Origin of the sequence: Streptomyces sp. DG1A-41, assembly GCF_037055355.1 — a bacterium.
In the GTDB taxonomy this organism is placed as follows: domain Bacteria; phylum Actinomycetota; class Actinomycetes; order Streptomycetales; family Streptomycetaceae; genus Streptomyces.
Window position 1 is genome coordinate 7,866,472 of sequence record NZ_CP146350.1, and the last position, 14,810, is coordinate 7,881,281.

The 14,810-nt window shown below is 69.6% G+C and carries 15 protein-coding genes and 1 tRNA gene; 10 read left to right on the top strand and 6 right to left on the bottom strand.

Going from position 1 to position 14,810, the window contains the following annotated elements; all coding sequences use genetic code 11:
* Positions 1-21: 21 nt before the first annotated feature.
* Entirely contained in the window at positions 22-1,563 is a 1,542-nt protein-coding gene (locus V8690_RS36355; RefSeq protein ID WP_338784298.1) for an aldehyde dehydrogenase family protein, read from the top strand.
* Positions 1,564-1,720: 157 nt separating this feature from the next.
* Here the strand turns inward: V8690_RS36355 and V8690_RS36360 are convergent, their stop codons facing one another.
* Positions 1,721-3,055 carry a DUF2254 domain-containing protein gene (locus tag V8690_RS36360; RefSeq protein ID WP_338784299.1) on the bottom strand — a complete coding sequence of 445 codons (1,335 nt, stop codon included), beginning with the start codon at positions 3,053-3,055 and terminating at the stop codon, positions 1,721-1,723.
* A gap of 140 nt (positions 3,056-3,195) precedes the next feature.
* Between V8690_RS36360 and V8690_RS36365 the strand changes: the two genes are divergently transcribed.
* Positions 3,196-3,280: transfer RNA gene (locus V8690_RS36365), tRNA-Leu, on the top strand.
* Positions 3,281-3,525: 245 nt separating this feature from the next.
* Here V8690_RS36365 and V8690_RS36370 read toward each other — a convergent pair.
* Complete coding sequence (locus V8690_RS36370; protein ID WP_338784300.1) at positions 3,526-4,074, bottom strand: hypothetical protein; 549 nt, start codon at positions 4,072-4,074, stop codon at positions 3,526-3,528.
* Positions 4,075-4,631: 557 nt separating this feature from the next.
* Here V8690_RS36370 and V8690_RS36375 point away from each other — a divergent pair.
* From V8690_RS36375 to V8690_RS36400, 6 genes are all read left to right on the top strand, one after another.
* A complete protein-coding gene (locus V8690_RS36375) occupies positions 4,632-6,305 on the top strand; it encodes a DUF262 domain-containing protein (protein ID WP_338784301.1) in 1,674 nt (557 codons plus the stop codon).
* A gap of 218 nt (positions 6,306-6,523) precedes the next feature.
* Positions 6,524-8,173 carry an AAA family ATPase gene (locus V8690_RS36380; protein WP_338784302.1) on the top strand — a complete coding sequence of 550 codons (1,650 nt, stop codon included), beginning with the start codon at positions 6,524-6,526 and terminating at the stop codon, positions 8,171-8,173.
* 35 nt (positions 8,174-8,208) lie between these two features.
* A complete protein-coding gene (locus V8690_RS36385) occupies positions 8,209-8,946 on the top strand; it encodes a hypothetical protein (protein ID WP_338784303.1) in 738 nt (245 codons plus the stop codon).
* Positions 8,943-9,392: a hypothetical protein gene (locus V8690_RS36390; RefSeq protein ID WP_338784304.1), complete on the top strand. Its 450-nt coding sequence runs from the start codon at positions 8,943-8,945 to the stop codon at positions 9,390-9,392. Before V8690_RS36385 ends, V8690_RS36390 begins: the two co-directional genes overlap by 4 nt.
* Before the next feature lie 158 nt (positions 9,393-9,550).
* Complete coding sequence (locus tag V8690_RS36395) at positions 9,551-9,880, top strand: hypothetical protein (RefSeq protein WP_338784305.1); 330 nt, start codon at positions 9,551-9,553, stop codon at positions 9,878-9,880.
* Entirely contained in the window at positions 9,877-10,362 is a 486-nt protein-coding gene (locus V8690_RS36400) for a hypothetical protein (RefSeq protein ID WP_338784306.1), read from the top strand. The genes V8690_RS36395 and V8690_RS36400 overlap by 4 nt, the downstream gene beginning before the upstream one ends.
* Positions 10,363-10,454: 92 nt before the next feature.
* Here V8690_RS36400 and V8690_RS36405 read toward each other — a convergent pair whose 3' ends face one another.
* Entirely contained in the window at positions 10,455-11,144 is a 690-nt protein-coding gene (locus V8690_RS36405) for a hypothetical protein (RefSeq protein ID WP_338784307.1), read from the bottom strand.
* A 279-nt stretch (positions 11,145-11,423) separates the two neighbouring features.
* Entirely contained in the window at positions 11,424-11,894 is a 471-nt protein-coding gene (locus V8690_RS36410; RefSeq protein WP_338784308.1) for an ATP-binding protein, read from the bottom strand.
* Between the two features lie 168 nt (positions 11,895-12,062).
* Between V8690_RS36410 and V8690_RS36415 the strand changes: the two genes are divergently transcribed.
* Both V8690_RS36415 and V8690_RS36420 read left to right on the top strand, forming a co-directional pair.
* Entirely contained in the window at positions 12,063-12,935 is an 873-nt protein-coding gene (locus tag V8690_RS36415) for a helix-turn-helix transcriptional regulator (protein WP_338784309.1), read from the top strand.
* Entirely contained in the window at positions 12,932-13,120 is a 189-nt protein-coding gene (locus V8690_RS36420; RefSeq protein ID WP_338784310.1) for a DUF397 domain-containing protein, read from the top strand. The genes V8690_RS36415 and V8690_RS36420 overlap by 4 nt, the downstream gene beginning before the upstream one ends.
* Positions 13,121-13,138: 18 nt before the next feature.
* Here the strand turns inward: V8690_RS36420 and V8690_RS36425 are convergent, their stop codons facing one another.
* Both V8690_RS36425 and V8690_RS36430 read right to left on the bottom strand, forming a co-directional pair.
* A complete protein-coding gene (locus V8690_RS36425; protein WP_338777454.1) occupies positions 13,139-13,957 on the bottom strand; it encodes an IS5 family transposase in 819 nt (272 codons plus the stop codon).
* Between the two features lie 532 nt (positions 13,958-14,489).
* Positions 14,490-14,636, bottom strand: a complete 147-nt coding sequence (locus V8690_RS36430) for a hypothetical protein (RefSeq protein ID WP_338784311.1) — start codon at positions 14,634-14,636, stop codon at positions 14,490-14,492.
* Positions 14,637-14,810: the final 174 nt, after the last annotated feature.

Below are 14,810 nucleotides of genomic sequence, written 5' to 3' on the forward strand. Positions count from 1 at the left end.
CACCGAGAGCGGAGCAAACCCATGCCGCCCACCCTCACCCTCAAATCCGGCACGACCTGGATCGACGCGTGGCAGCGCTGCCTCACCGTAGCGCCCGAGGCCTTCCGCGACGACCGGGTCCTCAACCTCTGGGACGCCGCCTGGCAGGCGGACGGCCGGGTCCTGCCCGCCGTCAGCCCCGTCGACGGCAGCCCGATCGCCGGCCCGCCGCGCCTGGACGGGGCCACCGCCCGCCAGGCCGTGCGCGCCGCCCTCGACCAGCACCGCGCCTGGCGCCACCTCCCCCTGCCGGAGCGCCGGGCCCGCGTCGCGGCCACCCTCGACGCCCTCGCCGAACACCGCCGACTGCTCGCCCTCCTGCTGGTCTGGGAGATCGGTAAGCCCTGGAGGCTCGCCCTGGCGGACGTCGACCGGGCCATCGACGGGGTCCGCTGGTACGTCGACGGCATCGAAGAGATGGTCGACGGCCGGGCCCCGCTGGACGGCCCGGTGTCCAACATCGCCAGCTGGAACTTCCCGATGAGCGTGCTCGTTCACGCAGTGCTGGTACAGGCACTGGCGGGCAACGCGGTCATCGCCAAGACCCCGACCGACGGCGGTGTCGCCTGCCTGACCCTGGCCTGCGCCCTCGCCGCTCGTGAGGGGATCCCCTTGACCCTCGTCAGCGGCAGCGGAGGCGAGCTGTCCCAGGCGCTGGTGCGGGCGCCCGAGATCGGCTGCGTCTCCTTCGTCGGCGGCCGCGACACCGGCGCCGCGGTGGCCACGGCCGTCGCCGACGTCGGCAAACGACATGTACTCGAACAGGAGGGACTCAACACCTGGGGCATCTGGAACTACTCGGACTGGGACGCGCTCACCGCGGTGATCCCGAAGCTCTTCGACTACGGCAAGCAGCGCTGCACGGCGTACCCGCGCTTCGTCGTCCAGCGGCACCTGTTCGACGCGTTCCTGGCGGCGTACCTCCCGGCGGTCCGCACACTCAGGGTCGGCCACCCGCTCGCCGTTGAGCAGCCGGACGACCCGTACCCCGAGCTGGACATCGGGCCGGTCGTCAACGCGGCCAAGGCGAAGGAACTCCAGGACCAGGTCGCCGAGGCGATCGAGCGCGGCGCCGTACCGCTGCACCGCGGCCGCCCGTCCGACGCCCGCTTCCTGCCCGGCCAGGACACCTCGGCCTACGTCCAGCCGGTCACGCTCCTCAACCCGCCCCCGTCCTCGCCGCTGCACCACGCGGAGCCGTTCGGCCCGGTCGACACGATCGTCCTGGTCGACACGGAGGCGGAACTGCTGGCCGCGATGAACGCCTCGAACGGCGCGCTGGTGGCCACGCTGTCCACGGACGACCGGGCGACCTACGAGCGGCTCGCACCACAGATCCGCGCGTTCAAGACCGGCCACGGCCTGCCCCGTTCCCGCGGCGACCGCGACGAGCTGTTCGGCGGTCTCGGCGCGTCCTGGTACGGCGCGTTCGTCGGCGGCGAGCTGCTGGTGCGCGCGGTGACACGGGGACCAGCGGGGGAGCGGCTGCCGGGCAACTTCCCGGAGTACCAGTTGCTGCCGTGAGGCCCGGCGGCAAGTCGCTGCCCTGAAGCCGGCCGGTACCAGTCGCTGTCGTGAGGGCACGCCGTCGCGCGACCGGGAACCGTGTCGGCCTCGGTCGCCGACGCCGCACTGGATACCGCCTCGACGGCGGGCAGCGCCGGGGTGCCGGGGGCGCCGGTCAGCCGATGCCCTGCCGGTCCGGGTGCAGGGCGAACGCGCGGTCCGAGGGGGACGGCTCGGACCGGTCGACCGCCTGCCGGAGCAGGTCACGATGGCGGAGCAGCGGCTCCCGCCGTTCCGGCGGCACGAGTAGGAGCAGGTCGTCCAGTCCGGCCAGCATGCGCCGCGAGACCTGCGGGCTCCCGACGGCGCACCCGCGTACCTCGGTGAACCCGAGATCCACCAGCTCGGTCCATCCAGGAACGGGCTGGACCAGCCGCACCGCCCCGCCCCGGTCCCGGTGCAGAGCGGCGTCCAGCGGCCGCCGGCCGAGCGCCGCCAGGAACTGGACGACACGGTCCAGGGCCTGGACGGCGGTCGTCGGATCGTTGATGGCGGGCGACAGGGCGCGCAGGGCGATGTCGGACAACTGCCGCAGTCCGAAGCCGAGATCCTGGTGGTAGGTCCGCTCCACACCCACCGAGATCGTGTAGCGCAGCGCCCCGCGAGACGGGGCCGGCCCGCCATGGACCGCCAGCACGGGCGTACCGGGCACCACGAAGTCCCCGATCCGCGGGATCAGCCGCAGCACGACCCCGTGCTTGCGCGCCACCCGCACCAGCCGCGCGATGTGCACGTCCCGCAGTACGCCCGCCCGGCCCTCGTGCGGTACCCACGCGGTCGCGGAACCGAGGCGGGCGGCGTCGTCCTGCCCGCCCGTCGGCACGGGCATCGAGGCGGCCACCCGGAACGACTCCGTGGCGATCCGCGCGATCACATGGCTGATCCGCATCAGCCGCAGGGTGGTGTTCACATACAGGACGAACAGCAACAGGCTCAGCGCGACCATGCAGAGGGTGAGGGCCGACTGCAGCAGAGGCACGGTCGTGACGGCACGCGGGTCGTCGACGCTGTCGAAGGCGGTCAGAACCAGCAGGGTCAGCACGAAGGTCGCCAGGAAGACCGCGAAGGTCGCCTTGGTGATCCGGCTCCGGACGAAGAGCCGCACCACGCGCGGGGTGAACTGCCCGCTCGCCATCTGCACGGCCACCAGCGAGACGCTGAAGACCACACCGATGAAGGTCATCATCGCCGAGCCGACCGCGCTCACCACCGCCTTCGCGTCCTGCGCGAACCGCAGCAGCTCGGCGAGCGTGTCGTAATCGCCCTCGTCCTGGAGCGCTTCGACGACGGCCGTGTCCAGCGCCTGGGCCCCCAGCCAGACCACGAAGACACTCACCATCGCCGCGGTGGGTGCGAACCAGAACGTGTCCCGCAGATGCTCCCTGAGCGGCGACAGCGCACGGGGGCGACGCCTCGCCGCGGAGCTCTGCGTAACCATCCAGTCACTCATGGTGCGACCCTAGGCGTATCGGAGCGCGAGGTCCCGGACCCCGGCCGGGGAAGGAAACGCAGGTGAAAGGCACTGCGAAACCTTGGTATGGTTGTCCATGTCGCCGCGGGGCAGAGCCCTGGCAAGGCGGCAGACACCTGGTCCGGGTGGCGGAATGGCAGACGCGCTAGCTTGAGGTGCTAGTGCCCTTTATCGGGCGTGGGGGTTCAAGTCCCCCCTCGGACACTTGCTGGGACGTTCACGAGATCGTCCCGAAGCGTTCACGAATTACCGGTCGAGTCATGTGACTCACCGGTATTTCGTCGTTTCTGGGGCCTCGAGCCTCGTGATCGGCTCGATGAGGGGGTGAGGCGGTGGCGGTCCAGGTACTGCGCCTCTCACCTGCGGAAACAGGACATGCCTGCGCGACGGCTGGTAGCCGTGGCGCAGGCATGTGGGGTTTTTAGGGGGCGGAGCGCGGGGGAGGTGTGTCACTCGCGTGGCGGAGGCTCGACCTGCTCGGTCGGAAGCGGTCGCGCCGGGGGCGGGTCGGAGGGCTCACCGGGTTGGGTTGTGGCGCTCTGCGCGCTGGCTTTGCGGGGCTGGATGCCCTGGTCGCGGAGGAACCGTCGGATGGCTCTGAGGTTCGCCACGAAGATGATGACGGCATTGAGCAGGGTCTGTGCGACGCGTCCGTGCGGCAGGCGGAGCTGGGGGTTGTCGATGCTGTCGAGGGCGGACTTTTTGAGGTTGCCGTTGCCGCCCTCGTTCTGACTGCGCAGTCCGGACCAGGCTTCCTGCCACAGAGGGGTGAACAGGGGGTATTTCTGCCGCCACTTGGCCAACACGGTGCCCGGGACGGTGATGCTCTTCCCCCTGCAGATGTCGGGGTAGACGGGGGTGTCCCGCTTGGGCCTGGGGATGGTGGGCAGGGCTGCTGGGGTACGGACAGTGGGGGCGTCGAGGTCGACGACGGTGGACGGGCGTGGCTGGGCCGGCGGTAGCAGGTGACCGTGGCGTGGGACCCGAGGGCGGGGCACTGTCGACGCTGGTCCCCTGCGGGCCTGTATTCCTTGATCTTGGTCTGGTAGTCCTTCCGGGACTGAATCAGGTTGAGTGCGTGGGCGCGGTCCTCGTCCGTGCGGCTGTCGATGTATGTGGTGCCCGCAGTGATGAGCGGGGTGGGCATCAGCGGGCAGTAGAACTCGCCGCCGATCAGCTGCATGCCGCGGAACTCTCCCTGCCGGTCGACCTTGTCGTCGTTGTAGTGCTTCACCGCGTTGAGGCCGAGTGCGAGCAGCTGCAGATGCAGGTTGTGAGGCTTGGCCTGGGTGATGCCCCGGTCGGCGCAGAACAGGTCTTTGACCAGGTCTCGTTCGAAGGCCGGCTGGATGGCGCGCAGGGGGATGGCGGACTTCCGGTCTCTGTAAAGCCCTATACCGGACGTGGGGCCCTCAGTTGTCGCCGACACAGCAGTAGACGGTGAAGCTCTCGTCCAGCTGTGAGGTGCCCCGGCTCCCATGAAATCGCTGCCGGGCGGAAGGGAGTTGCGCCGGATCACCGCCGCGGAGCTCCATTTTTCCGACATCATCTGGGCATGCAAAAGCTTGAGGCGCACGAGATGCCCCTGCACAAGGTGTTCAGTAGCGACTACAACTTCCAGATTCCCGACTACCAGCGCCCGTACGCCTGGCAGGAGGAGCAGGCGTCCCAGCTCCTGACCGACCTGCAGGAGGCTTTGGACCGCGGTACGGACGAGCCGTACTTCCTCGGATCCGTCGTGCTCGTCAAGGACGGCGGGGCACCGAAGGCGGAGGTCATCGACGGCCAGCAGCGGCTCACCACCCTCACCATCCTCTTGTCGGTCCTGCGCGACCTCACCGAGGACGCGGAACTGCGGGGTGATCTCGACCGGCTGGTGATGGAACCGGGTGCCAAGATCCGTGGCCTCGCCCCGAGGCCACGGCTCACCCTGCGAAGCCGCGACAAGGACTTCTTCGAGAAGTACGTGCAGACGAAGGGCGCGGTGGACACGCTGCTGGCGCTCAAGGAGGACACCCTGCGGACCGACGCGCAGAAGGCCATCCTCCGCAACGCGACGGTCCTGCACCGCAGCCTCATCACGCTGACCGAGGAGCGCCGGCTGGAACTGGCACAGATGCTCGCCGAGCGGACGTTCCTGGTCGTCGTCAGTACTCCCGACCTCGACAGTGCCCACCGGATCTTCAGCGTCATGAACTCCCGCGGCTTGGACTTGTCGCCCACCGACATCTTCAAGTCGCAGATCATCGGCGACCTCGATGCGGAGGCGTCCGAGGCGTGCGCCACCACCTGGGAGGACGCAGAGGAGATGCTGGGGCGCGACGACTTCGCGGAACTCTTCCTCCACCTGCGGTTGATCTTCGCCAAGAAGCGGGCGGAGCAGGAGCTGCTCAAGGAGTTCCCGGAGCAGGTACTCAGCCACTACCTCCCCGACAGGGCCGAGGCGTTCGTCCATGACGTCGTTCGGCCATATGCCGAGGCCTACGCTCAGATCAAGGAGGCTCGTTACGAGTCGGCTTCGGGCGCGGAGGCGGTCAACGCCTGGTTCAGGAGGCTCCATCAGATCGACAACTACGACTGGCGACCGGCCGCTCTCTGGGCGCTGCGCCACCATGAGAGCGACCCGGCGTGGCTCGACGCGTTCCTGCGCGCTTTGGAGCGCCTGTCGGCCAGCATGTTCATCCGACGCGTCTACACGACCCCTCGCGTCACCCGCTATGCCGAGCTGCTCCGGCAGCTCGACGAAGGCCGGGGCCTCGACTCCCCGGCCCTCGAACTGAGGGATGACGAGAAGGCGGACACTCTTACCTTGCTCGACGGCGATCTCTATCTCGTCCGCAGGATCCGCAAGTACGTACTGCTTCGCCTCGACGAGTTGCTGGCCCGGGGGCAGGGGGTGACGTACGACCACCCGCTCATCACCGTGGAGCACGTTCTGCCACAGAGCCCCAATGACGACTCCCAGTGGGTCGAGCTGTTCGATGAGGAGCAGCGCGCTCAGTGGACGCACCGCCTGGGAAACCTGGTTCTGCTGAACCGCGCCAAGAACTCGGCGGCCCAGAACTACGACTTCGCCGCCAAGAGGGCCAAGTACTTCACCGGACGCGGGGGAGTGGTTCCCTTCGCGCTGACCAGCCAGGTGCTCCAGCACGCCGAGTGGACCCCCGAGTCGCTCAAGGCCAGGCAGGAGGAGCTGCTGGCCATGCTCGCCGAGGAGTGGCGTCTGTGAGTGCGGGCCGGGGACATCACGCCTCGGTCCGATACCAAAATACTCCATGAAGTTCCAATGACTTCCATGGTTGCGCTTGTGTGGACTATGGTCATCGACAGCGCACGGCTCACGGTCCGCGTGACACTCCGCCGCACCCGTGTGTCCCCTGCCGCTCAGTCGCCGCCGGCCTGCCCGGCCACTCGCTTCCCAGCCGTCGCCTCCCCGGGAGTCCCTTCATGTCCGTATCAGCCGATCCCGCACCGGACACGTCTCCCACGGGGCCGCCCGCCCACGATCCACCCGTCGGCACCCTCGCCCACCTCATCGACGGGCGGCTCGCCGGCTCGGACCTCGACGAGGAGACCCGGGCCGTCCTGCTCGCCGCCTTCAAGGACGAGGCCTCGGTACGCGGCCGCATGCCGGGCGCCTACCTGCAGTCCGTCACGGTCAGCGGCTTCCGCGGCATCGGCCGCACCGCACGCCTCCCCCTCACGCCCGGTCCGGGACTCACCCTGGTCACCGGCCGCAACGGCTCCGGCAAGTCGAGCTTCGCGGAGGCCGTCGAGATCGCGCTGACCGGCGACAACGCCCGCTGGCGCGGCCGCAGCGACATCTGGCGTAAGAGCTGGCGCAACCTCCACCACGGCCAGCAACCCCAGGTCGCAGTGGAGTTGCGCATCGACGGCGATCCTGCGCCGGCCACCGTGCTGCGTACCTGGCACGGGGACGACGTCGCCGACTCCACCGCCGAACTCGACCGGCCCGGCCACAACCCCGTCCCCCTCCAGGACCTCGGCTGGCAGGAGGACCTGGCGACCTACCGCCCCTTCCTGTCGTACTCCGAGCTCGGCCAGGTGATCGGCGGCAAGCCCAGCGAGATGTACGACGCCGTCGCCTCCATTCTCGGACTGGAGCAACTCGCCGCCGCCGACAAGAGGTTGCGTGAGCTGGCCCGCGAGTACGAGGCACCCGCCAAGGCGGCCAAGGCCGAACTGCCCGCCCTGCTCGCTCTCCTGGACAGCACCGAAGACCCCCGTGCCACGGCCGCCCACACCGCACTGAGCGGGCGGCGCCCGGACCTCGCGCGGGCGGCCGAACTGGCCGCCGGGACCGGCGCGGCGGACGAGTCACTCCTGTTCGACCTGCGCCGCCGCTCCACCCTGACCGGGCCCGACACCGAGGCGGTCGCCACGGCCGTGACCCGGCTGCGCGAAGCCATCGCCTCCGCCGAGGACCTGCGGGGCACGTCCGCCGAGGACGCGCTGCGCCGCGCCGAACTCCTCGCCCGCGCGCTCGCCCACCACCGCGCCCACCCCGACCTCGGCACCTGCCCGGTGTGCGGCGGCACAGCCCGCCTCGACGAGGAATGGGCACGGCACGCCGCCGAGCAGGAACGCCTGCTGCGCGCCGAGGCCGCGCAGGTCCTCACCGCCCGCGGGGAACTCGACGCGGCCGCGCAGGCCGTCCGCGACCTGGCCGTCCCGCCCCCCGACTGGCTGCCGTCCGAAATCGCCGCCGCCTGGGACGACTGGCTGCACTGCCGCACCGTCTCCGACCCGGCCGTGCTGGCCTCCGCCTCCGAGAACGCCGCACGGACCGCCGCCGACGCCGCACGGGTCACCCGCCAGGAGGCCGCGGGGCGCCTCGCCGACCAGGACGACACCTGGCGCGACCCCGCGCGGGCGCTCGCCGCCTGGCTCGACAAGGCCCACGCCGCCGAACAGGCGGCCCCGCACCTGGCCCGCGTCAAGACCGCCCAGAAATGGCTCAAGGCCACCCACGACGAGATCCGCGCCGACCGGATGCGGCCCATCGCCGAGGACGCCCAGCGTATCTGGTCCAACCTGCGCCAGCAGAGCAACGTCGCCTCGGCCCGGTCCGCCTGAGCGGCTCCGCAACCCAGCGCAAGGTCGCCCTCGACGTGACCGTCGACGACATCGACGCCCCCGCGCTCGGCGTGATGAGTCAGGGGGAACTGCACTCCCTCGCCCTCTCCCTGTTCCTCCCGCGCACCTTCCTCCCGGAGAACCCCTTCCGGTTCCTCGTCATCGACGACCCGGTGCAGTCCATGGACCCCGCCAAGGTGGACGGCCTCGCCCGCGTCCTCGCCCTCCTGGCCGAGCACCGCCAGGTCGTCGTCTTCACCCACGACACCCGCCTGCCGCAGGCCCTTAAGTACCTGCGACTGCCCGCCACCGTCCTCACCGTCGACCGCCGCGAGCGCTCCGCCGTACGGGTCCGCTCCGGCGACGACCCCGTCAAGCAGGCCCTGCACGACGCGAAGGCGCTCGCCAGGACCCGCGATCTGCCCGGTGACGTTGCCGCCCGGGTCCTGCCCGGCCTGTGCCGGACCGCCCTGGAGGCCGCCCTCCTCGAACCGGCCCGGCGCCGGCTCCTCGGCGCAGGCCTGCCGCACACCGAGATCGAGCAGCACATCGCCAAGGCCCGCAAGCTCACCGAACTGGCCTCCCTCGCCCTCTACGGGGAGGCCGACCGGGTGGGCGAGGCCATGGCCGACCTGACCCGGGCCTACGGGGCACAGGCCACCGACCACATCCGGTGGTGCAACAAGGGCTCCCACGAAGCCGTGCCCGTCGACGACGCGGAGGAGATCATCCGCCGCACGGCGGACCTCGCGAAGGCGGTGCGATCCCTGTGACCACGATCCACCCGGCCACACCCGTCCCGCCCGCGCGCCCGCCCCGGCTCCCTGCGGCCCTCCCGCCTCCGCCACCGTCCACCTCGACCCCCGAGGAACTGCTCGCGGGTGCGGACCGATTGCTCGGCACGGCCACCGCCTCTACCACGGGCGTCTGGCCGCGCGCCGTGGCACTGCTGCTGCGCCACGCCCTCGAAGAGGCCCTGCGCCGCTACTGGCAGGCCCGCAAGCCGCAGCTGACCCGCTGCCCGCCGCACGCCCAGGCCCTGTGCCTGGAGTCCTACGCCGACCCCGACACGGCCCGCCGCTGGTCGTCGACCTGGGCCGGCCTCAGCCGGGCCTGCCACTACCACGGGTACGAGCTGGCTCCCACGCAGGCGGAGCTGTGTGCCTGGCGGGACGACGTCGAGCGGGTGATCGGGGCCTTGGCGCCCCGGACGCAGTGACGGATTGCCGTCGGACCGTTGGTCCGCCGCGCGGGGCGGGCGGCGGACACCGGTAGGCGGGGGCGGTACGGAATGGGGCGCAGGGGAGAGGGGGGCATGCCCGGTTGCCCACCTCGACCGCACTCGCGCTGCCGTCATACGCGTATTACGATGCCTTCGTGGCGAAGACGCGAATCAGTATCAGCTTGGAGTACGACCAGGCCGAACGCATCAGGCAGCACGCGGAACGGGCGGGCATGGACGTCTCGGCATACCTGGTGCACGCCGCAACGCGTCAGATGGCCGAGAGCGATGCCATAGAGGAACAGTTCGCCGAGGTGGACGCACTCATCGCCCGGGCGGAGCGGGCAGCGGACGGGCTGCCCGCCGAACCCGCCCCGGAACCGTCCGCGGAACTGACGGAGCAGGAACGCCGCGAGGTCGAGGAGGCCCTTGGCCTCGTCCACGGCCGGGACCGGCAAGGCCGCCGCCCGGGACACGCCGCGTGAGCGCACGGGTGCCGGTCTACGACACCGGCATGCTCATCGCACTCGCCGACCGCAAGGAGAAAGCAGTGGCTCTCCATGAGGGACTGCGCACGGTTCCGCACCGGGCGCTGGTGCTCGGACCGGTCCTCGCCCAGGTGTGGCGCCCCCAGCCGGCGCTGGTGCACGCCCTGTCCGGGGTGCTGAAGGACTGCACCGTCCCTCAGGCCCGTACGTCCGAGCCGCCCATGCGCGAGACGAAGGCGGGCCGTCCGGAGTGTCTGGCCTGCGTGACGGGCCCGGACCTCGCGGACTGGCGGCGCATCGGCACCGCTTCGGGGCGGGCGTCCCTCCCGGCGAAGAAGCGGCCGGACGCGGTGGACGCCTGGGTGACACTGGCAGCGGCCCGGCACGGCAGCGCGGTGATCTTCACTACTGACCCGGGGGACATCCAGGCCTACCTGACAGTTCTCGCGCCGACGGACGTGCACGTGGTCGCTGTCTGATGACCGAGAGTTACGTCCCGGCACGTCCAGATGGCCGCGCGGGGCGGTGAACAAGCTCCGTCGGCTTCTCGGACTTGGCGATGTGCTGCGCGTCAGTCATGCCACGACGTCGGGGGTGGGCCAAATGCGCGACGACCGGCCCTCACAGCCAGAGTGGCCATGGCAGCGTTGGCGCCACCACCAATCACAGCGCCGATACCGAACGGCGCCACTCGACCGAGAACGATGATTCCCTGCTTGGTCCCGTACTTCGTGATGAAGTTCTTCCCCAAGATCTTGTTGATCTGACGCAACGTCTCGACTGGCACCTTGGCGACAACCTGACGTCCCCAGTGTTGCCCCGTACGCTCGGCGACCTTGGTAATGGTGGCGGAACCGCTCCCGCCGAGCATGATTCCCATCACGATCGTTCGGCGGCGCTCGATCTCGTCGATGGGGACTCCGTGGACTTCGGCGAGCGAGAGCGCGAAGAGGGCGCTCAGTTCAAGAGACGAGAGGGCCTCGCCTGCCGACAGTGCCAGTGCGACTCCCGTGCCGACACCGGGCGCGGCTGCGGTTCCTCCAACCGCAGCACCCGTCCCGGTCAAGGCGCTGACGTACATCCGCTCCAGATTGCGGATTACCTGTTCTGGTGTCGCCTCCGGGTTCCGCTGGCGGGCCCGGGCGATGTTCTTGCGTACCAGTTGGCTCTGGCTGTCGATTGCCTTATCCAGGAGGTCGAGGACTCGCTGCCCACGTCCGTCTTCTGCCGGAACCGGTTCATCGTGGGCACCTGTTGCCATGCCTTGAACTCCTTAGGTCGTTAGGTCCCAAGTCTCCCACCCGCGCTGTCAGTTCTGGAGCGTTTTCTCGACAGCTCCTACCTGTCCACACTCGGAGCCGTTGCGGTCCGCCTCATCGACTGCGGAGATCACTGTCAGCACCTCCCAGTGCCCCTCGTTGAACCGGTTCAAGTGCGGCGGCGGCTCACTCGGACGTCTGGCCTGAACCCATCGGCCGTGGCGGAAGGCTGTGCTCAGCCGCCTGCCGCGTACCGGGTGAACCGCGCCCAGCCGTCGCGGTCAGATCCGCCCTCTGTGTGTGTCCGGACTGGGGGTCTCGCAGGCGCATTCGGCCCAGACTGTCTTGCCGCCGGGCGGGTACGGCTCGACCCCCCAGCGGTCGGCGAGGACAGTGACCAGGAGCAGGCCGCGGCCGGACTCGGCGTCCAGGGGCGTTCCGCAGTCCGCAGGCGGGGACGGGAGGCACTCGCCCCGGGCGTCGGTGACGGCGATACGGAGCAGGCCGGCGGTGGAGTCGAGGGTGAGGGTGAGCCGGAAGTCGCGGCTGCCAACACGACCGTGCAGGGCGGCGTTGGCGGCGAGTTCGGCCACGATCTGCTCGGCGCGCTCGGTGACGCCGGGTGACACCGGCCACGCGCGGAGCTGTTCGGCGGCGAGGAGACGGGCGAGCCGGGCTCCGCGACGGGTGGACGACAGGAGCTGGGCGAACGTGTGTACGGTGTCGGTGAGTTGGGGTGCGGTTGCGCTCATGAGGCCACGGTGACGGGTGCGCGGGGGCGCATTCCAGAGGTGCAGCCCGTACGCTGCGTCAGCGTACGGGCACATTCCGTGGACGGTACGACGGTTCATGCGTCACGCTGGGTGTCGTCGGCTGTGGGACGGCGAACAGCGCGGGTACGGAACCGGAGGTGGCCGCGAATGACCGGCGGCGGTGTGGTGGACGACGAAGACATGCCGGGCGGCGAGGCGGACCGGGAGCCCGATCCCTCGGACAGTCTGCGGACGTTCGGGGCGGTCATGCAGGCACTGCGCGAGCACGCGGGGTACAGCAGAACCGAGTTCGCGGACCTCGTGCGCTTCTCCAAGCACACGGTGGAGTCGGTCGAGTTGGGGCTGCGGATGCCCGACATGGCGTTGGTGGAGCGCTCCGAGGACGCGCTGGGGAACACGGGCGCCCTGCGGAAGTCGTCGAAGTACGTGACACGAGGACGCGGGGACGTGGGACTCGCGGCCTGGTTCCGGCAGTGGGCTCGGCTGGAGCGGGTGGCGGTGAGCCTGTGTACGTACGAGTGCCGGCTGGTGCCTGGGTTGTTGCAGTCGGAGGGGTATGCGCGGGCGGTGTTCGAGGGGACTGTTCCGGTGGCTCCGGACAGCCTGCTGGAGGACTTCATGGCCCGACGGATGGAGCGGCAGCGGATGCTGTTCGAGCGGCCGACGACGCCGTTCAGCTTCATCGTCGAAGAGCACGTCTTCCGGCGCCGGTTCGGGAATCCGGACCAGATGCGGGAGATGTTCGACCATGTGCTGGAGCTGAGCGCACCGCGGAACGTGACGCTTCAAGTCGTGCCGTTGGAGGCTGGGTTGCATGCCTGTCTGGATGGGCCGGTGCAGTTGCTGGAGACTCCGAAAGGACAACGGCTCGCGTACTCAGAGGGGCAGCAGAACGGCCGTCTGATCTCCGACGTAAAAGAGGTGAGCCTCCTCTGCCAGCGCTATGACACACTGCGCTCGCAGGCTCTGAACGCCAAGGACTCGCGGAGTCTGCTGGAGCGACTCCGAGGAGAGCTATGAGCACGAGGCCGGAACTGGCGTGGTTCAAGTCCAGCTACAGCGGCAGCCAGGGTGACAGCTGCGTGGAGATCGCCATCACCGAACAGACCGTGTCCGTAAGGGACTCCAAGGACGTGTCGCGTCCTCACTTCGCCGTCGGCCGTGAGCAGTGGTCGCGGTTCGTGGGGTTCGCGACGAAGGCCTGAGCGGTGTAAGGGGTCCTTTCAGAATGCTGGGTTCTTGCGGGCGAGGGTCATGCAGTGAGCGAGCTGGAGGAAGGCGTCGTGCATGTCGTCTCGGGTTTCCCAGCGGGTCCGTAAGCGGCGTGGGCCGTGGAGCCAGGCGATGGCGGACTCAGCGACCCATCGCACCCGGCCCAGGCCCGAGCCATGGGGCTGTCCGCGCCGGGCGATCTTCGGGACGATGCCGCGCTCGCGCAGTCGGCGGCGGTAACTGTCGTGGTCGTACCCGCGGTCGGCATACAACGCCCGGGGCTTGCGCCTAGGCCTGCCCCGCTTGCCCCGCACCGGCGGCACGCCGTCGACCAGCGGCAGGAGCTGCGTGACGTCGTTGCGGTGCCCACCCGTCAACGACACCCGCAGAGGGATACCGTGCGCCTCGGTCAGCACGTGATGCTTCGAGCCCGGCCGCGCACGGTCAACCGGACTCGGACCGACTTTTGGGCTGCTTCGCCCCCGCTTGGCCTGCACGTGCGAGGCGTCAACGGTGACGCGGGAGAAGTCCAGGCGGTCCGCCGCCCGCAACCGGTCCAGCAGCACCCGCTGGAGTTCCTCCCACACCCCGGCCTGCTGCCATTCGGCCAGCCGCCGCCAACAGGTAGGACCGGAACCGAACCCCAACTCCTGCGGCAGGTACTCCCACTGGATCCCGGTGTAGAGGACGAACAGCACGCCCTGGAGCGTCTTGCGGTCATCGATCCGCTTGCGCCCCGGATACCGGAACCGCCGCTCATGCTTCGGCAGCAGCGGCTCGATCACCGCCCACAACTCGTCGCTGACCTCCCACGGCTTCCGCCGTGTCATGGTCACCCCCACAAAGCACGGGATCACGTCCACCTCCACCGTGCCACAAGTAGATCTTTCTGCAAGGACCCCTAAGACGTGCGGGGCGGTGACTGGTGTGATGCGGATGCGGTGCCGTCCGGTCCCGCATCACACCGCGGGTGTGGCCGCGTTTCGAGCCGTTGGCGGGGAACCGGAACAAGGGGATGCGGGGGAGCGTCGGTTGGGGGAGATGCCCTGTTGATGGGCGTCTTTTGCTTGACTGGAGGTTCGAGTCCTTGAGGGAGCCGCGATCAAGGGCTGGTCGTTTCGTACCCCCTGTGATCCGTGGAGATTCACTCGTGACCATGCCGGCGCCTTTGCCGAAGGCAAGCGTCGATTGACAGCGGTGAGCCGAGCGGGGCGCGGTGCAGGGCACGGGATTCAGGGCTGGTCAGCGCCCGTGTCGTTTCGTATGGTGGCATATGGCATAGGTCCCGCCGCTGGTTGCGACGGGACCCGTGGAGTGGCTGTCAGTCCCCTCGGCCGCCAAACCGTTTCTGGGGGCTGGCGGTCACAGCCAGTTACGGAGCCAGATCAGCAGGCGCCCGCACTGGAACGCGGCGGCACTGAGGGCCGCTACCACGGAAGCGATCAGACGGATCTTGCGCCAGCGTGCTTCCTTCGGCTTGTCTGGGTCGCCCTTGTTCACTTCGGGCACAGGCCATCCCTTTCGTGCTCGACTGGTTGGTTTAGGCACCCAGTTCCGGAGGGGTCGCTTGTGGCGTGTCCGGAACAGGGCGGGGCACCTGCGGCGAGCACTCCAGGTGCTAGGCTCCCCCCTAGGCGCTACGGAATGTACGCATGTTCTAACTGGGATTGCAAGTAATCCACC